At 73.6% G+C, this 17,827-nt stretch carries 14 protein-coding genes; 9 read left to right on the top strand and 5 right to left on the bottom strand.

Annotation, left to right across the window (positions count from 1 at the left end; genetic code table 11):
* Nucleotides 1-50 precede the first annotated feature (50 nt).
* Complete coding sequence (locus tag AB0F68_RS09125) at nt 51-767, bottom strand: RDD family protein (protein ID WP_357334189.1); 717 nt, start codon at nt 765-767, stop codon at nt 51-53.
* Nucleotides 768-777: 10 nt separating this feature from the next.
* The gene (hppD, locus tag AB0F68_RS09130) at nt 778-1,983 is read right to left on the bottom strand and encodes a 4-hydroxyphenylpyruvate dioxygenase (protein ID WP_357334192.1); all 1,206 of its coding nucleotides are present in this window, start codon (nt 1,981-1,983) and stop codon (nt 778-780) included.
* Between the two features lie 140 nt (nt 1,984-2,123).
* Here hppD and AB0F68_RS09135 point away from each other — a divergent pair, with 140 nt between their 5' ends.
* The 5 genes from AB0F68_RS09135 (at nt 2,124) to AB0F68_RS09155 (ending at nt 10,564) form a co-directional block, all read left to right on the top strand.
* The gene (locus AB0F68_RS09135; RefSeq protein WP_357334195.1) at nt 2,124-2,615 is read left to right on the top strand and encodes an Lrp/AsnC family transcriptional regulator; all 492 of its coding nucleotides are present in this window, start codon (nt 2,124-2,126) and stop codon (nt 2,613-2,615) included.
* A gap of 72 nt (nt 2,616-2,687) precedes the next feature.
* A complete protein-coding gene (locus tag AB0F68_RS09140; RefSeq protein ID WP_357334200.1) occupies nt 2,688-4,121 on the top strand; it encodes a PQQ-binding-like beta-propeller repeat protein in 1,434 nt (477 codons plus the stop codon).
* Between the two features lie 77 nt (nt 4,122-4,198).
* Nucleotides 4,199-5,866, top strand: coding sequence for a fumarate hydratase (locus AB0F68_RS09145; RefSeq protein ID WP_357334205.1), 1,668 nt, complete (start codon nt 4,199-4,201; stop codon nt 5,864-5,866).
* 274 nt (nt 5,867-6,140) lie between these two features.
* The gene (locus tag AB0F68_RS09150; protein ID WP_357334730.1) at nt 6,141-9,119 is read left to right on the top strand and encodes a BTAD domain-containing putative transcriptional regulator; all 2,979 of its coding nucleotides are present in this window, start codon (nt 6,141-6,143) and stop codon (nt 9,117-9,119) included.
* A 35-nt stretch (nt 9,120-9,154) separates the two neighbouring features.
* A complete protein-coding gene (locus tag AB0F68_RS09155) occupies nt 9,155-10,564 on the top strand; it encodes a class II fumarate hydratase (protein ID WP_357334208.1) in 1,410 nt (469 codons plus the stop codon).
* A 19-nt stretch (nt 10,565-10,583) separates the two neighbouring features.
* On the opposite strand, the gene AB0F68_RS09160 is transcribed toward AB0F68_RS09155, so the two are convergent.
* Nucleotides 10,584-11,129, bottom strand: a complete 546-nt coding sequence (locus AB0F68_RS09160) for a CGNR zinc finger domain-containing protein (RefSeq protein ID WP_357334210.1) — start codon at nt 11,127-11,129, stop codon at nt 10,584-10,586.
* Between the two features lie 82 nt (nt 11,130-11,211).
* Here AB0F68_RS09160 and AB0F68_RS09165 point away from each other — a divergent pair, with 82 nt between their 5' ends.
* Both AB0F68_RS09165 and AB0F68_RS09170 read left to right on the top strand, forming a co-directional pair.
* On the top strand, nt 11,212-12,174 hold the full coding sequence (locus tag AB0F68_RS09165) for an EamA family transporter (protein WP_357334213.1): 963 nt from the start codon (nt 11,212-11,214) through the stop codon (nt 12,172-12,174).
* A complete protein-coding gene (locus AB0F68_RS09170) occupies nt 12,171-12,869 on the top strand; it encodes an HAD family hydrolase (RefSeq protein WP_357334215.1) in 699 nt (232 codons plus the stop codon). Before AB0F68_RS09165 ends, AB0F68_RS09170 begins: the two co-directional genes overlap by 4 nt.
* A gap of 236 nt (nt 12,870-13,105) precedes the next feature.
* Here the strand turns inward: AB0F68_RS09170 and AB0F68_RS09175 are convergent, their stop codons facing one another.
* Together AB0F68_RS09175 and AB0F68_RS09180 are read right to left on the bottom strand one after the other, a co-directional pair.
* On the bottom strand, nt 13,106-14,350 hold the full coding sequence (locus tag AB0F68_RS09175) for a hypothetical protein (RefSeq protein WP_357334218.1): 1,245 nt from the start codon (nt 14,348-14,350) through the stop codon (nt 13,106-13,108).
* Nucleotides 14,351-14,535: 185 nt separating this feature from the next.
* Nucleotides 14,536-15,183 (bottom strand): helix-turn-helix domain-containing protein, encoded by a 648-nt coding sequence (locus AB0F68_RS09180; RefSeq protein WP_357334220.1) that lies wholly within the window; start codon nt 15,181-15,183, stop codon nt 14,536-14,538.
* Nucleotides 15,184-15,246: 63 nt separating this feature from the next.
* Between AB0F68_RS09180 and cysS the strand changes: the two genes are divergently transcribed.
* Together cysS and rlmB are read left to right on the top strand one after the other, a co-directional pair.
* Nucleotides 15,247-16,662, top strand: coding sequence for a cysteine--tRNA ligase (gene cysS / locus AB0F68_RS09185; protein ID WP_357334222.1), 1,416 nt, complete (start codon nt 15,247-15,249; stop codon nt 16,660-16,662).
* Nucleotides 16,662-17,780: a 23S rRNA (guanosine(2251)-2'-O)-methyltransferase RlmB gene (rlmB, locus tag AB0F68_RS09190; RefSeq protein ID WP_357334225.1), complete on the top strand. Its 1,119-nt coding sequence runs from the start codon at nt 16,662-16,664 to the stop codon at nt 17,778-17,780. Before cysS ends, rlmB begins: the two co-directional genes overlap by 1 nt.
* Nucleotides 17,781-17,827: the final 47 nt, after the last annotated feature.

Genomic DNA, 17,827 nt, shown 5'->3' on the forward strand with positions numbered 1-17,827 from the left:
CAGCTCAGTTCGCGATTGCGGGGCTCGCAGACCCGGCTCACTCCTCACGCTCACGGTGCAACCTTAACGACGACGGTGCCGGCGAACTTGTCGTGCAGGCACTGCTGCCAGGGCTTGTCCCAGAGCTGCCAGAAGCCGTCGACGTAGTTGGCGAAGGGCACCAGCGAGCCGGCGACGAATTCCACCAGGTACCGCTTGCCGAGCATGCCCCGGGTGAGCGGGGTGTTCGGGTCGAGCGGCACGATGCGCAGCTTCATCGCCTTCTTGCCGAGCGTCTGCCCGGTCCGGCGGGCGTACTCGACGTGGTAGAGCCAGTAGAAGACCAGTAGGAGCGCGAGGACGCCGAACTCGGCGAGGAGCACCGGCAGGAAGAAGTCGGTCATGGCCGTGGCGAAGTCGGGACCGGCCACCGTCCCGTCCGGCCCGGGCGGCGGCATGTCGTCGACCATCTTGACGACCATCCAGAAGAAGACCGGCGCGAAGAGCACCATCGCCACCGCGGTCGCCACCGCGGTGTCGATCAGCCAGGCCACCAGCCGCTCGCCGAAGCCGGCCAGCGGCTGCCCGTTGGGGGCCGGCGTGGGTGGCGTGAAGCCGGCGTGCGGGGCGTACCCCGGGGGTGGCGAGGGGTAGCTCGGCAGCCCGGCGTACGTGGGCGGGGTGTGCTGCTGCGGCGGCAGGTACGGCCCGGACGGCGGTGCGAAGCCGCCGCCCGCGGGCGGGGGCCCGGCGGGCGGCGGCGTCGACATGGGGGGAGGCTGGGTCACGCGGACAGTGTTACAGGTTGCCGCGCTTCTCCTGCTCCCGCTCGATGGCCTCGAACAGGGCCTTGAAGTTGCCCTTGCCGAAGCCCAGCGAGCCGTGCCGCTCGATCAGCTCGAAGAAGACGGTCGGGCGGTCCTGCACCGGCTTGGTGAAGATCTGGAGGAGGTAGCCGTCCTCGTCCCGGTCGACCAGGATCTTGCGGGACTTCAGCTCCTCGATGGGCACCCGCACCTGGCCGATCCGGGCGCGCAGCTCCGGGTCCTGGTAGTAGGAGTCCGGGGTGTCCAGGAACTCGACGCCGGCCGCCCGCATGGCGTCGACGCTGGCCAGGATGTCGTTGGTGGCCACGGCGATGTGCTGGGCGCCCGGGCCCTGGTAGAACTCCAGGTACTCGTCGATCTGCGACTTCTTCCGGGCGACGGCCGGCTCGTTGAGCGGGAACTTCACCTTGCGGGTGCCGTTCGCGACCACCTTGCTCATCAGCGCCGAGTAGTCGGTGGCGATGTCGTCGCCGATGAACTCGGCCATGTTGCTGAAGCCCATGACCCGCTTGTAGAACTCGACCCACTCGTCCATCCGGCCCAGCTCCACGTTGCCGACCACGTGGTCGACGGCCTGGAAGAAGCGCTTCGGCTGGAGGCCGGCGTCGATCATCGGCTGCCGGTCCACGATCGGGGCGCGGGCCACGAAGCCGGGCAGGAACGGGCCGGTGTAGCGGGACCGGTCGACCAGGGTGTGCCGGGTGTCGCCGTACGCGGCGATGGCCGCCATCCGGACGGTGCCGTGCTCGTCGCTGACGTCGTGCGGCTCCACCAGGCCGGTCGCGCCCTGGGCGGTGGCGTGCGCGTACGCGGCGTCCACGTCCGGCACCTCCAGCGCGATGTCGGAGACGCCGTCGCTGTGCCGGGCCACGTGCTCGGCGCCCTCGGCGTCCGGGCGGACCGCGCCGGTCAGCACGAACCGGGCGGAGCCGCTGGTCAGCACGTACTGGGCGTGGTCCCGGTAGCCCTGCTCCGGCCCCCGGTACGCCACACAGGTCATGCCGAAGGCGGTGGAGTAGTAGTGCGCGGCCTGCTTGGCGTTGCCCACCAGGAAGTGCACGTGGTCGAGGCCCTTGACCGGGAACGGGTCGCGGGTGATGTCGTGGTCGACGGCGCCGACGAGGGCGTCGACGTCGACCTCCTCGGTCGACTGGGGTCGGTCGATCGCCTGGGTCATGGTGGCCTCCCTTGCGCACCGGCCGGCCTCGTGGGCCGCCGTTGATCTGCTGTTGTGGCGAGGATCGCTGCGTCGCCGCCAGTTGGGCAACAGTTGTCGAAAATGCTGGTCAGCTTGTGCATTCGGTAATGTGAAACCCCATGAACACTGGTCAGGATGTACAGCTCGATGCGCTCGATGCCCGCTTGATCGATCTGCTCGCCGAGGAGCCCCGGATCGGGGTGCTGGAGTGCTCGCGGCGCCTCGGCGTGGCCCGGGGCACCGTCCAGGCCCGGCTCGACAAGCTGGTCGAGCGGGGGGTGATCGCCGGGTTCGGGCCGGACATCTCGCCGGCCGCGATCGGCTTCGGGGTGACCAGCTTCGTGACCCTGGAGATCAGCCAGCGGCACGGCCACGACCCGGTGACCGCGCACCTGGCCGCCATCCCCGAGGTGCTGGAGGCGCACACCATCACCGGCTCCAGCGACCTGCTCTGCCGCATCGTGGCCCGGTCGAACACCGACCTCCAGCGGGTCATCGACCAGATCGTCGCCTCGGAGGGGATCCGTCGCGCCTCCACGATCATCGCGCTGGCCGAGCAGATCCCCTACCGCACCCTGCCCCTGGTCCGCTCCGCCGCCCGCGGCTCATAACACCTCGGTCGGCCGAGAAAGCGGCGCGACACGGCCGCTCGGGGGGCGGGCCCAGCGGTGATCGTCGCTACCGTGTGCGGTGTGAAGGGCCTTGGCGTACGCGGCTGGTTGCTGCTGGGGCTCATCACCGTGATCGTGCTCGCCGCCACCGGGGTGTGGAACCCGTTCCCGGGCCTGTGGGACTGGGTCGACCGGAGCAAGCCGATCTCCGAGCCGGACGTGGTCTGGCAGCAGCGGGTCGGCGGCACTCCGAGGAGCGTCACGATCGCCGGCGACACGGTGATCGTCGAGCAGCGCACCCGGGTCGAGGCGCGCAGCCTGGCCAACGGCGCGCAGCTCTGGGAGCGCAAGGCCGACTGGGCGGCGGTGGCCGGCAGCGACCGGGACCCGGTCGTCGCCGTGGGCAAGCTCCTGGACAAGGGGTACGAGGTGCTCGACCCCGCCACCGGCGTGGTGCGCCGCCGCGACGAGCGGGCGGTGGCCGTCTGGACCTACCGCAACCTGCTGCTCGACGCCTACTGCGTGGAGCCCACCGACTGCACCCTGCGCGCCTGGGAGCCCCGCGGCACCACGCCGCGGTGGAGCGCGTTCCTGCCCGGCGTGCACAGCGGGGTGCTCGCCGACAACCCGGACCTGCTGGGCACCCGGCGGCTCGGCGCGCCGCGGATCGACGGCGGGGTGGCCGGGCCGGAGTCGGTCCCGCCGCTGCTCGGCTTCCCGGTCGACGGCCGGGTGCACGTGGTGGACACCGCCACCGGCCGGGTGCTCCAGAACGTCGAGCCCGGTCGCGAGGAGCGGCTCGCGGTGGTCGGCGGGCGGCTGCTCCGGATCGCCGCCACCTCCAAGGACGGGACCTGCTACTTCGTCCTCACCGCCGTCGACCCGGCCACCGGCCAGCAGGTGTGGCGGCGCAACGGGGTGAACCTGCGGACCGCCGACTACGCCGGCTGCGTGCAGCGGGAGGACCCGCAGGGCGCCCGCAACGTGCTGATCGGGGTCGCCCCGGACGGGCGCGAGGCGGTGATCGACGGATACGACGGCCGGCTGCTGCAGGTCGGCGCGGAGGGCGAGAAGCTCCTCGCCGTCGACGACCGCTACGCGCTGGTGCGCAGCGCCGACAAGCGCTCGCTGCTCGGCCGGGAGCTGTCGGCCGACCGCACCCGGTGGACGCGGCCGGCCGGTGGGAAGAGCGGCGCGGCGCTCACCCCGTACGCGGCGCTGATCGCCGAGGAGAAGCCGTCCCGGCTGATCGCGGTCGAGCCGCTGAGCGGGCGGGAACTGGTCCTGCTGCGGACCTCGGCGAACGCCCTGGCGGTCGGCCCGAACGGCATGATCATCGGAGAGGGCCGGGAGATCGGGTACGTCCGCTGGGGCGCCGGCGCGGCCGGGGTGCCCCAGCCGGACGAGGGGACGGTGCCCGTGCCGGACCCGGGCGACACCTGGCGACCCCCGACGGACCAGGGCAGTTGCGGCCCGAAGAACGAACTCTGCGCCGACGGCAAGTGAGGCCGGGTGAGAGCGGCGTCCCAGGACGCACCCGGCGGGTGCCACCGATCGACGGCTCTGCCCTAGGCTTTCCGCTCATGAGCAGTGCCGCCGCCTTCTCGTACGCCCCCCTGCTGCCGACCGGACCGGACCAGACGGAATACCGCCTGGTCACCGACGAGGGCGTCGACGTCGTCAACGGCCCGGGTGGCCGTCGGTTCCTCACCGTGGAGCCCTCCGCGCTGACCGCGCTGACCGCCGAGGCGATGCACGACATCGCCCACTTCCTGCGCCCGGCCCACCTGGCCCAGCTGCGGTCGATCATCGACGACCCGGCGGCCTCGCCGAACGACCGGTTCGTGGCGCGGGACCTGCTGCGCAACGCCAACATCGCCGCCGGCGGGGTGCTGCCGATGTGCCAGGACACCGGCACCGCGATCGTGATGGGCAAGCGCGGCCGGCACGTGCTCACCGACGGCACCGACGCCGAGGCGATCTCGCGCGGCGTCTACCAGGCCTACACCCGGCTCAACCTGCGCTACTCCCAGCTCGCCCCGTTGACCATGTGGGAGGAGCGGAACACCGGCAGCAACCTGCCCGCCCAGGTCGAGCTCTACGCCGAGGACCCGGACGGGCACCCCGACGCGTACAAGTTCCTCTTCATGGCCAAGGGCGGTGGCTCGGCCAACAAGTCCTACCTCTACCAGGAGACCAAGGCGCTGCTGAACCCGACGCGGATGATGCAGTTCCTGGAGGAGAAGCTGCGGCTCATCGGCACCGCGGCCTGCCCGCCCTACCACCTGGCCATCGTCATCGGCGGCACCTCCGCCGAGTACGCGCTGAAGACCGCCAAGTACGCCTCCGCCAAGTACCTGGACGCCCTCCCGACCCAGGGTTCGATGAGCGCGCACGGCTTCCGCGACCTCGAACTGGAGGCCGAGGTGCTGGAGCTGACCCGCAACTTCGGCATCGGCGCACAGTTCGGCGGGCGCTACTTCTGCCACGACGTCCGGGTGGTCCGGCTGCCCCGGCACGGCGCCTCCTGCCCGGTGGCCATCGCGGTCTCCTGCTCGGCCGACCGCCAGGCGGTTGCCAAGATCACTCCGTCGGGCGTCTGGCTGGAGCGCCTGGAGACCGACCCGGCGCGCTACCTGCCCGACGTCACCGACGCCCACCTGGACACCTCCGAGGTGGTCCGGGTCGACCTCAACCGACCGATGGACGAGATCCGCGCCGAGTTGGCGAAATATCCGGTGAAGACGCGGCTGTCGCTGACCGGCCCGCTGGTGGTGGCCCGGGACATCGCGCATGCCAAGATCGCCGAGCGGCTGGACGCCGGTGAGCCGATGCCGCAGTACCTGCGGGACCACGCCGTCTACTACGCCGGCCCGGCCAAGACCCCCGAGGGCTACGCCTCCGGCTCGTTCGGCCCCACCACCGCCGGGCGGATGGACGCCTATGTGGAGAAGTTCCAGGCGGCCGGTGGCTCGATGGTGATGCTGGCCAAGGGCAACCGCTCCGCCCAGGTCACCCGCTCCTGCCAGGCGTACGGGGGCTTCTACCTCGGCTCGATCGGCGGCCCGGCCGCCCGCCTCGCCCAGGACTGCATCAAGCACGTCGAGGTGCTCGAATACCCCGAGCTGGGCATGGAGGCGGTCTGGAAGATCGAGGTGGAGGACTTCCCGGCCTTCATCGTGGTCGACGACAAGGGCAACGACTTCTTCGCCGAGGTCACCAAGCCGGTGCTCACCGTCGGGCGGCGCTGACCTCCGACGTACGCGGAAAGGGGCGCCGGGTGGGATCGCACCCGGCGCCCCTTCGTCGTGCCGTCCGTCAGCCCTGTTCGACATCGGTGCGCCCGCCCGGGCGCGGGCCCGGGCGGGCGCACCGCCCCCGTCGGATGCCGTGCCCGGCAACCCGGCACGAGTCTCCGGCGTGCTGCTGTCGATCCGCTATCACCTCGCTATCACCCGCCCGCCGCGCGCGGTGACCGGCGGGTTACGCTGCCGGAAGTTCCACGAGGAGCGTGCGGGGGCGCGGATGCGGTTCGGGATCCTGGGGCCGCTGCGGGTCGGCGGTGGCGAGGCCACCATCACGGCGGGTCGCGATCGGACGTTGCTGGCCATGCTGTTGCTGCGGGCCGGCCGGGTGGTGCCCGTCGAGGAACTCGTCGACGCGATCTGGGAGGAGCGTCCGCCGGCCACCACCCGGACCCAGCTGCAGATCTGCGTGTCGCGGCTGCGGCAGCGCTTCGTCGCGCTCGGCCTGCCGCCGGAGACGATCGTCACCGACCCGGTCGGATACGGCATCCGGGTTGCTCTGGCCGACCTGGACGCCGAGGTCTTCGCCCAGACCGTCGAGGCCGGCCGGGCGGCGGTCGACGCGGGGCAGCCGGCCGAGGCGAGCCGCCACTACCGGGCCGCGCTGGCGCTCTGGCGCGGACCGGCGCTGAGCGGCATTGCGAGCCGGAGCGTACGCCGGCGGGCGCAGGTGCTCGACGAGCAGCGACTCACCGTGCTGGAGGAGTGCGTCGAGGTCGAGCTGCGGCTGCGCCGGGCGGCCGACCTGATCGACGAGCTCAGCGAGGCCGTGGAGCGGAACCCGCTGCGGGAGCGGCTGCGCGGCCAGCTGATGTTGGCCCTCTCCGCGGTCGGCCGCCAGGCGGACGCGCTCACCGTCTACCGCGAGGGACGACGGATCTTCGCCGAGGAACTGGGTATCGAACCGGGCACGGCGTTGCAGGAGCTGCACCAGCGCGTGCTCGCCGGCGACCTGGCCCTGACCGGGCCGCAGCAACCGGCCCCGAGCCCGGTCCGGGCACTGCCCCGGGCGATCAGCGATTTCACCGGCCGGCAGGACACGCTGGCCCGGCTGGTCAAGGAGATCGAGGAGCGTGACGCCCGGATCCACCTGATCGACGGGATGGCCGGCACCGGGAAGACCGCCCTGGCCGTGCACCTGGCGGCCGTTCTCGCCGCGCGCTACCCGGACGCCCACCTCTTCATCGATCTGCACGGGCACAGCGAGCGTGAACCGGTCACCCCGGCGGCGGCCCTGGCCGCGCTGCTGCGTCAGCTCGGGGTACCCGCCGCGCGGATCCCCGCCGACGTCGACGAGCGGGCGGCCCTGTGGCGCAGCGAGCTGTCCGGGCGGCGGGCGGTCGTGGTGCTCGACAACGCGGCCACCGCGGTCCAGGTGGCGCCGTTGCTGCCCAACGGCCCGGACTGCGTCACGCTGATCACCAGCCGACGCCGGCTCACCGGCCTCGACGGCGGCCGGCCGTCCTCGCTGGCCGTGCTCGACCCGGACGAGGCGGTCGAGCTGCTCGCCCGGGTGGTCGGTGCGGACCGGGTCGGCGCCGAGCCGGAGGCGGCCGCCGAGGTGGCCCGCCGCTGCGGACACCTGCCGCTCGCCATCCGGCTGGCCGGGGCGCGGCTGGTGCACCGGCCCCGGTGGCGGGTCCGGGACCTGGCGGACCGGCTGGCCGCCGGGCGGAACGCGCTGATCGAGCTGTCCGTCGGGGAACGCTCGGTGGGGCAGGCCTTCGACCTGTCGTACGCGCAGCTCGACCCGGCCGCGCAGCGGCTGTTCCGGCTCCTCGGGGTGCATCCCGGGGCGTCCTTCGACCATCAGGTGGCGGCCGCCGTCACCGACCTGCCGCCGGCCGACGCGCAGGACCTGTTGGACGGCTTGGTCGACGCCCATCTGCTGGAGGAGCCCGAGCCCGGCCGGTTCCGCTTCCACGACCTGGTGCGGGACTTCGCCCGGCAGCTCATTGGGGTGGGACAGCCCGGGGAGCGGGCCGAGGCGGTGCGGCGACTGCTCGATCATCACCTGCACGCGGCGTACGCGATCTCCCGGCGGATGGAGCCGGCGGCCAGCCTTGCCGCCCTGGTGCTGCCCGAGCCACCGAGGCCGGACCTGGTGGCTGCCTGCGCGGCCGAGGGTCCGGCGTGGTTCGACCGCAACCGGTCCACGCTGCCGGCACTGGTCCGGCTGGCGGCCGACGAGGGCCTGCTCCGGCTCTGCTGGCAGCTCGCCCGGGTGAGCTGGTATCACCTCTTCAGCCGGGGCCACCTGGACGAGCTGATCGACACGCACACCGTCGCCCTGCGCGCCGCGGAGCGGTGCGACGACGACGCCGCTGTCGCCACCACCCGCAACTACCTGGCCTCCGGGCTGTTCCGGCTCGGCCGCTTCCCCGAGGCGATCGAGCTGATGGAGGGCGCCCTCCAGATCCGCCGGCGGCTGGGCGACCGCGAGGGCGAGGCCACCGTCCGGCGTAACCTCGCCATCGCGTACGGGGCGAACTGGCAGCTGGCGCCGGCCATGGGGCACCTGGACGCGGCGCTCGGACTGGCCCGGTCCACCGGGCAACCGGCCGCCGTGTCGGCGCTGCTGAACAACCAGACCGTGGTGCTGCTGGCCTGGGGCCGGTACGCCGAGGCGCAGGCGGTGTCCCGCCGCCAGCTCGCCCTCGGCCGGGAGGCGGGTGACCTGAACAGCGTGCGCAACGCGGTCGGCCACCTCGGCACCGCCCGGGCCCGGCTCGGCGATCTTCCCGGCGCCCTGCGGTTCCTGCGGCTGGCGCTCCGGCTCAAGCGCCGCGAGGGCAACCGCTTCGGCGAGGGCGAGGTGCTCAACGAGCTGGGCGTGATCGAGCGGAAGCTGGGGCGGCCGGAGGCCGCCGCGGCCCTGCACCGCGAGGCGTTGATCGCGGTGACCGCCTCCGGGGACCGGGTCCTCGGCTGCCTCTCCCGCAACCTGCTGGCGCGGGCCCTGCTCGACCAGGGCGACGTGCGGAGCGCGCTCGACCTCTACCGCCGGGTGCTCCAGGACGCGGTCCGGCTGCGGGCCCGGCACGAGGAGGCCGGCGCGCTGGCCGGCATCGCCCGCTGCCTGCGCCCGACCGACCCGGCGGCCGCCCGCACGCACGCGACCCGGGCCCTCGACCTCCTCCGGCAGCTCGACGCCCCGGAGCGGGACGAGGTGGCGGCGCTGCTCGCCGAGCTGGACTGAGCGATCATGTGCGGACCGGCGACCAGCGCGGCAGGATGGTACGCGTGACGACTCCAGAGGCGACCGGTTACCGGATCGAACGCGACTCGATGGGTGAGGTCGAGGTCCCCGCCGAGGCGCTGTGGCGGGCGCAGACCCAGCGTGCGGTGCAGAACTTCCCGATCTCCGGGCGTGGCATCGAACCGGCGCAGATCAAGGCACTGGCGCAGATCAAGGGAGCGGCGGCCCAGGTCAACGGCGAGCTGGGGGTGATCGGCGCGGACGTGGCCGAGGCCATCGCCACCGCGGCCGCCCACGTCGCCGACGGCGGATACGACGACCAGTTCCCGGTCGACGTCTTCCAGACCGGTTCCGGCACGTCGTCCAACATGAACACCAACGAGGTGATCGCCACGCTGGCCGGCCGGGAGCTGGGCCGCAACGTGCACCCGAACGACGACGTCAACGCTTCCCAGTCCAGCAACGACGTCTTCCCGTCCTCGATCCACCTGGCCGCCACCCAGGCCGTGGTGGAGGACCTGCTGCCCGCGCTGAAGCACCTGGCCGGCGCGTTGGAGGAGAAGGCGGCCGAGTTCGAGACCGTGGTCAAGGCCGGGCGTACCCACCTCATGGACGCCACGCCGGTCACCCTCGGCCAGGAGTTCGGCGGCTACGCCGCCCAGGTCCGCTACGGCGTCGAGCGGCTGGAGGGGGCGCTGCCCCGGCTCGCCGAGCTGCCGCTCGGCGGCACCGCCGTGGGCACCGGCATCAACACCCCGTTCGGCTTCGCCGGCAAGGTGATCGAGAAGCTGCGCGCCTCGACCGGCCTGCCGCTGACCGAGGCACGCAACCACTTCGAGGCGCAGGGTGCCCGGGACGCGCTGGTGGAGACCTCCGGCCAGCTCCGCACCGTCGCGGTCGGCCTCTACAAAATGGCCAACGACATCCGCTGGATGGGCTCCGGCCCCCGCGCCGGCCTGCGGGAACTGCGCATCCCCGACCTCCAGCCCGGCTCGTCGATCATGCCGGGCAAGGTGAACCCGGTGGTCGCCGAGGCGATGCGGCAGGTGTGCGCGCAGGTGATCGGCAACGACGCCACCGTGGCGTTCGCCGGCTCGCAGGGCGACTTCGAGCTGAACGTGATGCTCCCGGTGATGGGCCGCAACCTGCTGGAATCGATCCGGCTGATCGCCGCGGCGAGCCGGCTCTTCGCCGACCGCCTGGTGGTCGGCCTGGTCGCGGACGCCGAGGTCTGCCTGGCGTACGCCGAGGGCTCCCCGTCGATCGTCACCCCGCTCAACCGCCACCTCGGATACGACGAGGCTGCCTCGATTGCCAAGGAGGCGCTGGCCAAGCAGGTCTCGATCCGCGAGGTGGTGATCTCCCGTGGCCACGTCGACTCGGGCAAGCTCAGCGAGACCCAGCTCGACGAGGCGCTGGACCTGCTCCGGATGACCCACCCGTGACCGGCCGGCCCGGGGTTCGTCAGGAGTGGGACGCCGCCTTGCGGGCCCGGTAGGCGCTGACCGCGGCCCGGTTGCCGCAGCCGGCGTCGCAGAACCGGCGGGACCGGTTCTTGGAGAGGTCCACCAGCACGTTCTCGCAGTCGGGGTGGTCGCAGAGGCGCAGCCGGCTCAGCTCGTCCATGCGGACCAGGTCGGCCAGCGCCATGGCGGCCTCGACCGCCATCCGGGTGGCCAGCGGCGCGTCCCGCGGCACGGCGTGCAGGTGGTACGGCTCGTCGTCGTGCCGGACGAGCTGGGGTAGCGCGTGCGACTCCTGGAGCAGCCCGTTGACCACGGCCACCACCTCGTCGGTGTCGGCGTACCAGATCCGGCGGAGCCGGGGGCGCAGGGCGCGGACCTCGCGCAGCTCCGCCTCGGTGTGCTCGTGCCGCCCGGTCCACCCGTACGCGGCGAAGAACTCGTCGAGGGCGGCCACATCGGGCAGCCCTTCCCGATCCGGGCCGGCCGTGTTGACCAGCGCCGCGGCCGCGACCAGGCCACACTCGGTGTCATGAGCAAATAGCAACTTGACTCCTGTCGGGACGCCGGCCTAGTGTCATCAGCATAACTCTGCTTGACTCCTGACCGGTCGACCTGAGGAGCTGTCGATGCGTGAACGGCCCGGCGTCGGCCTCGGCCTGGCCCTGCTCTCCGCGCTCACCTTCGCCACCTCGGGCACCTTCGCCCGACCGCTGATCACCGGCGACTGGTCCGCCGAGGCCGTGGTCCTCGCCCGGGTCGGCATCGCCGCGCTGGTGCTGGCCGTGCCCGCCCTGCTGGCGCTGCGCGGCCGGTGGCCGGTGCTGCGCCGTAACGGCGGCACGCTGGTGGTGTTCGGGCTGCTCGGGGTGGCCCTGGCCCAGGCGTGCTTCTTCAACGCGGTCCGCTACCTGCCGGTCGGCGTCGCGCTGCTGCTGGAGTACCTGGGCATCGTGCTGGTGGTCGGCTGGATGTGGCTGGTCCACGGCCAGCGGCCCCGGTTGCTCACCGTGGCCGGTTCGCTGACCGCCCTGTGCGGGCTGGTGTTCGTGCTGGACCTGACCGGCGCCGGTCGCCTCGACCCGGTCGGCGTCCTCTGGGGGCTCGGCGCCGGGGTCGGGCTGGCCGGTTACTTCGTCATCGCCGGCCGGGTCGACCCCGCGCTGCCGTCGGTGGTCCTGGCCAGCGTCGGCATGGCCGTCGGCGCGCTGGTGCTACTCGTGCTCGGTCTGCTCGGGGCGCTTCCACTGCGTGCCGGCACCGCCGACGTCAGCTTCGCCGGGCACGAGATGAGCTGGCTGGTGCCGATCGCCGGCCTGTCGCTGATCGCCGCGGTGGTCGCCTACCTGACCGGCGTCGCCGGGGCCCGGCTGCTCGGCGCGCGGCTCTCCTCCTTCGTCGGGCTGACCGAGGTGATGTTCGCGGTGCTGATCGCCTGGCTGGTGCTGGGCGAGCTGCCGAGCGCCGTGCAACTGCTCGGCGGCGCGCTCATCGTGGCCGGTGTCGCCCTGGTCCGGGTGGACGAGTTGCGCTCGGCGCCGGAAGCCGCTCCGCCGGCCCCGGCCGAGCCGGCCCTGGCCGCCGACCGATGACCGGACCCCGCAGCGCCGTCGTCTTCGACGCCGACGAGACCCTGCTCGACCTGCGCCCCGCGGTCACCGGCGCGCTGGCGGCCGTGCTCGAGGAGATGCGCCGGCGCTCTCCGGCGGCGGCCGAGGTGTCGCTCGCCGACCTGGAGGCGGACTGGGGTGCGGTCTTCGGGGCGCTCAGCGCCGCGCCGGTGCAGGAGATCCGGCGGGCGGCGCTGGCCCGGTCGCTGGCCCGCGCCCGGCTGGACGCCCACCTGGACGAGTTCGCCGCGCTCTTCTTCGCCCGCCGGTTCGCGCTGACCCGGCCGTTCCCGGACGCGCTGCCCGCGCTGGCCGCGCTGCGCCACCGCCACCTGCTGGGCTTCGCCACCAACGGCAACAGTCGGGCCGAGCGCTGCGGACTCGCCGGAGAGTTCGCCTTCGAGCTCTACGCGTACGAGAACGGCCTGCCGAAGAAGCCCGCGCCCGAGTTCTACGCGGCCGTGGTCGCGGCCACCGGGCTCTCCGCCGAGCACGTCGTCTACGTGGGAGACTCGCCGGAGCACGACGTCGCCGCGCCCCAGCGCGCCGGGCTGCGGGCGGTCTGGCTGAACCGTGGCCGGCTGCCCCGCCCGTCGGGGCTCACCCCGGACGCCGAGGTGTCCACCCTGGCCGAACTGCCGGACGTGCTCGGCCGCCTGCAACCCGCCCGGGCCTGATCCCGACCGACCTCCGACCGGGGCGTCCCCGGGAGGTGGCCGTATCTCGACGCTCCGGACGCGACCGCCTCGGGTTCCGGCGTACCGCATTTCTCGGCGGCCGTCCGTCCTTTTGATCCGCGCGGGCCTGAGTCCGGGCCTGCTCGGGTGTCGGACTCCTTCCCGAGGTGGCGGCGTCGGGGTGGCGGATACCGCCACCTCGGCGTTCCGTCCTGGCCCTCGCCTGACCTGACGCCTCACGGTCGCCAGCCCTTGGCCACCAGCGCGGCGCGGACCTCGCGGACCAGTGCGGGGAATTCCCGGTGAAGGCGGCGACTGGTGACGTGCAGCACCAACCAGCCGGCCGCGACGAGCTGGTTGAGCCGGTGGCGGTCCCGGTGCAGCTGATCCGGGTCGACGTGCCACTGGCCGTCGTACTCGACGGCGACGCGGAACTGCGGCCAGGCCAGGTCGGGGTGCAGGACGAGGCCCGACGGCCCGCGCACCGGGTGCTGCGCGACCGGACGGGGCAGTCCGGCCAGCACCAGCCGGACCCGCAGGTGCGACTCGGGCGGGGACTGCGCCCCGGGGTCCGCCAGGCCGAACACCCAGCGCGCCCGCCGGCCACCCGGTCGTCCGGTGCTCCGATCCGCCACGTCGGCCAGATCCGACCGGCTGACCACGCCCATCCGCAGCAAGGCGTCGATGATCCCGACGGCCCGGACCGGGTCGGACCAGACCGCCGTCTCCCAGGCGCAGGCAGCCGGTGCCGTGCGGGGCAGCCGGCCGGGTCCGCTCGGCAGGCTCGGTTCGCCACCCACCGGCCCAGGACCACCGACCGCCGTCGCGGGGACTGCCTTGCCTGCCCCGACGGCCTTGCCGTCTCGGCCGCACGTGATGCTCCACCGGCCGATCGCGGGACCGTCTCGGCGGGGGGTGAGGTTCGCCGAGTCGTCGGCGGGGCTGTTCCAGCCGGGCATGGTGTTGGCCGGGTGGGCGGGGCCGTTCCGGCCGGGGAGGGTGCTGGCTGAGCCGGTGGCGGGGCTGTTCGGGCCGGGGATCGTGTTGGCCGAGGTGGCAGGGGCGTCCCGGCCCAGGCTGGTGCTCGCCGAGCTGGCTGTGGCGGCGGGGACGAGGAGACCGACTCGTTCGGGCGACGACGGGGCCTGGTGCACTCGGACGCCGGGCTGGGCATCGGCCCGGATCGTCGCCGGTAGCAGGACGTGCACGTCGTCCCGGAAGCCGGCGGCGTGCTCGACCCCGTGCAGATACGCCGCCGAAGGCCCGGCGAGCAGGGTGCCCGGCGGCAGGCGGAGCAGCGCGGCGCGGCAGGCGAGCGCGTGGTCGCGGTCGAGGCGGGCGTCGGCGTAGACGTCCTGCCGGAGCCGGACCCAGGAGGCGCCCCGGAGCTGGTGCCGGGTCAGCAGCCCGCGCCGGACCACGTCCGAGCCGCGGAAGACCTGCCAGGCCAACTCGGAGGGTCGATAGGGATGAGGTGGCATGCCGACCAGCCTGGCGGCGACGGACCGCCGCCTGACACCCCTGTGGACAACCGCGGCGGGCCACGACGCAGGGCCCTGTGGACAACCACCACCGCGCCCGACCGGTGTGCTAGCGGCGCACGGCTCCCGGCCCGCCGGCCACCGGGCCGCCCACCTCGCCGCCGGCGGCGGAATTCAGGACTCCGTCAGGACAGGGCCGCGGCGATCGACTGGGCCGCGGCGGTCACCTGGGTGCCGACCTCGGTGACGTCGAGCGGGGTCAGCGAGACCACTCCGACGCTCGCCTCCAGCCCCGGCACCCCGAGCACCGGCGCGGCCACCCCGTACGCCCCGGACTGCAGCTCGCCGCTGGTGCTCACCGGGCCGGCGGCGCCGGCGCGGCCGGCCAGGATGGCCCGTCCGGCGGCGCCCCGCTCCAGCGGGTGCCGCGATCCGGTCCGGTACGCCACGTGGAACGAGGTCCAGCTCGGCTCGACCACCGCGAGGGCGACCCCCTCGCCGCCCTCGACCACGGTCAGGTGGGCGGTCGCCCCGGCCTGCTCGGCGAGCCGGCGCAGCGCGGGCAGCGCCCCCTCGGCGAGCAGTGGCTGGGCCCGCCGGGCCAGGTGCAGCACGCCGGCGCCGAGCCGGAGCCGGCCGGCGCCGTCGCGGCGCAGCATGCCGTGGTCGGTCAGCGCGCCGACCAGCCGGTAGACCGCCGCCCGGCCGATGCCCAGCCGGTTCGCCGCCTCGGTGACGGTCAACCCGCCCGGCGCGTCGGCGACCAGGTGCAGCAGACGCAGCCCCCGGTCCAGGGTCTGCGCCGTCTCTCCCGCCCGTGCCGCCGTGTCCACAGCACGCAGCGTACGACCCGGCTCCGGGGTACCTCGAAATGCGCGGACGGCTACCCTTGTACGGTGACGCTACGCCTGTATGACACCGCCACCCGTTCGGTGCGGGACTTCGTCCCGCGGGAAGCCGGCAAGGTGGGGGTCTACCTGTGTGGTCTCACCCTCCAGGCCCCGCCGCACATCGGCCACCTTCGTTCCGGTGTCAACTACGACGTGCTGCGCCGCTGGCTCGTCGCCTCCGGTTTCGAGGTCACCTTCATCCGTAACCTGACCGACATCGACGACAAGATCCTGGTCAAGGCGACGGAGCGCGGGCTGCCGTTCTGGTCGATCGCGTACGCCAACGAGCAGATCCTGGCCGACTCCTACCGGGCGCTCAACGTGCTGCCGCCGACCTACGAGCCGCGGGCCACCGGGCACATCCCGGAGATGCACGAGCTGATCACCCGGCTGATCGAGACCGGCCACGCGTACCCGGCCACCGACGGCTCCGGCGACGTCTATTTCGACGTGACCTCCTGGCCGGCGTACGGGTCGCTGTCGGGCCAGTCGCCGGAGGACATGCAGTCCGCCGGGGACGCCCCGGAGCGGGGCAAGCGCGACCCGCGCGACTTCGCGCTCTGGAAGGGCGCCAAGCCGGAGGAGCCGGCCGACGCCTACTGGCCGTCACCGTGGGGCCGGGGCCGCCCCGGCTGGCACATCGAGTGCTCGGCGATGTGCTGGCGCTACCTGGGGCCGGAGTTCGACATCCACGGCGGCGGGCTCGACCTGACCTTCCCGCACCACGAGAACGAGATCGCCCAGTCGCAGGCCGCCGACCTGCCGTTCGCCCGCTACTGGGTGCACCACGGCCTGCTCGGCATCGGCGGCACCAAGATGGGCAAGTCGCTGGGGAACACCCTCGACCTCGACTACGTGGCGTCCCTCGGGGTGCGCCCGGTGGAGCTGCGCTACTACTACGTCGCCGCCCACTACCGGTCCCGCATCGACTACTCGGAGGACGCGCTGCGCGAGGCGGCGGTCGCCTACCGGCGGATCGAGGGCTTCGTGCAGCGGGCCGCCGAGCGGGTCGGCGCCGGGCAGCTCGGCGAGTTGCCGGCCGGCTTCGTCGCGGCGATGGACGACGATCTCAACACCTCGGCCGCCCTGGCCGTGCTGCACGAGGTGGTGCGGGACGGCAACACCGCGCTGACCGCGGGCGACGATGTGACCGTCCGCACGACGCTCGCCGCCACCCGGGCGATGCTGGATATCCTCGGGGTCGACCCCCTGGACCCGGTCTGGACCGGCGGTGGCCGTGCGGACGACCTGCGCGGCGTGGTGGACTCCCTGATCGCGCTGGCCCTGGAGCAGCGCGCACAGGCCCGCAGCCGCAAGGACTGGGCCGCCGCGGACGCCGTACGCGACCAGCTCAAGCAGGCCGGCGTGGTCGTCGAGGACACCCCCCAGGGCCCCCGTTGGACTATTGGAGAGCAGGACTGATGGCCGGCAACTCGCAGCGCCGTGGCCGGCGACTGACGCCGAAGGCGGGCGCCCCGAAGGGCTCGGGCGGTAAGAACAAGGACTCCCTCACCGGCCGGGGCCGCACCCTTCCGGCCGACGAGCGGCCGTGGCACAAGGCGTACTCGGGCACCGAGAAGCTGCCCCAGCGCACCGCCTGGAAGCAGGACAAGGAGCGCCGCGCGGCGGCTGAGGAGGGGCGCGCCCCCAAGATCGGCCAGCCGGGCAGCAAGGACACCACCTGGGGCCGCGGCGGGGGCCGGGGCGTCCCCGCGGCGAAGGGCCGCGGCGGCAAGCCCGCGGGCCGGTCCGGGCCCCGGGTCGCGCCCGGCCGCAAGGCGAACCCGGCCAAGGACAGCCCGGAGCTGCTGGTCGGGCGCAACCCGGTGCTGGAGTCGCTGCGCACCCAGGTGCCGGCGACCGCCCTCTACACCGCCCAGGGCATCGACATCGACGACCGGGTCAACGAGATCATCCGCACCGCCGCCGACCGGGGCATCGCGATCCTCGAGATCAGCCGGGCCGAGCTGGACCGGATGACCGGCGGCGTGCTGCACCAGGGCGTCGGCCTCCAGGTGCCGCCGTTCGCCTACGAGCCGTTCGAGGACCTGATGGCCGCGTCGCTGGAGCAGGCCGCCCCGCTGCTCGTCGCGCTCGACGGGGTCACCGACCCGCGCAACCTCGGCGCGGTCATCCGGTCGGCCGCCGCGTTCGGCGCGCAGGGCGTCTTCGTACCCGAGCGGCGGGCCGCCGGGATCACCGCGACCGCCTGGCGGACCAGCGCCGGCGCGGCCGCGCGGGTGCCGGTCGCCCAGGTCACCAACCTGACCCGGTCGCTGAAGGCGTGCAAGGACGCCGGCTTCATCGTGATCGGCCTGGACGCCGACGGGCAGACCGACCTCTACGACCTGGAGGCCGCGGTCGGCCCGCTGGTCGTGGTGGTCGGCTCGGAGGGGCGGGGCCTGTCCCGCCTGGTCGGCGAGACCTGCGACCTGACCGTCAGCATCCCGATGGTCTCCGACGTCGAGTCGCTGAACGCCAGCGTCGCCGCGGCGGTCACCCTCGCCGAGGTCGCCCGCCGCCGCTCCGCCGAGGCGTAACGCAGGCACGAAAAGGGGGCGGTCCGCCTTGGCGGGCCGCCCCTTTC

This window comes from Micromonospora sp. NPDC023966 (assembly GCF_040639095.1).
Classification (GTDB): domain Bacteria; phylum Actinomycetota; class Actinomycetes; order Mycobacteriales; family Micromonosporaceae; genus Micromonospora.

Bases quoted from the DNA above. Each gene is read 5' to 3' on its own strand.
- AB0F68_RS09170 (WP_357334215.1), top strand. From the start codon at position 12,171: ATGACCGGACCCCGCAGCGCCGTCGTCTTCGACGCCGACGAGACCCTG.
- AB0F68_RS09175 (WP_357334218.1), bottom strand. From the start codon at position 14,350: ATGCCACCTCATCCCTATCGACCCTCCGAGTTGGCCTGGCAGGTCTTC.
- rlmB (WP_357334225.1), top strand. From the start codon at position 16,662: ATGGCCGGCAACTCGCAGCGCCGTGGCCGGCGACTGACGCCGAAGGCG.
- AB0F68_RS09150 (WP_357334730.1), top strand. From the start codon at position 6,141: ATGCGGTTCGGGATCCTGGGGCCGCTGCGGGTCGGCGGTGGCGAGGCC.
- hppD (WP_357334192.1), bottom strand. From the start codon at position 1,983: ATGACCCAGGCGATCGACCGACCCCAGTCGACCGAGGAGGTCGACGTC.
- AB0F68_RS09145 (WP_357334205.1), top strand. From the start codon at position 4,199: ATGAGCAGTGCCGCCGCCTTCTCGTACGCCCCCCTGCTGCCGACCGGA.
- AB0F68_RS09135 (WP_357334195.1), top strand. From the start codon at position 2,124: ATGAACACTGGTCAGGATGTACAGCTCGATGCGCTCGATGCCCGCTTG.
- AB0F68_RS09155 (WP_357334208.1), top strand. From the start codon at position 9,155: ATGGTACGCGTGACGACTCCAGAGGCGACCGGTTACCGGATCGAACGC.
- AB0F68_RS09165 (WP_357334213.1), top strand. From the start codon at position 11,212: ATGCGTGAACGGCCCGGCGTCGGCCTCGGCCTGGCCCTGCTCTCCGCG.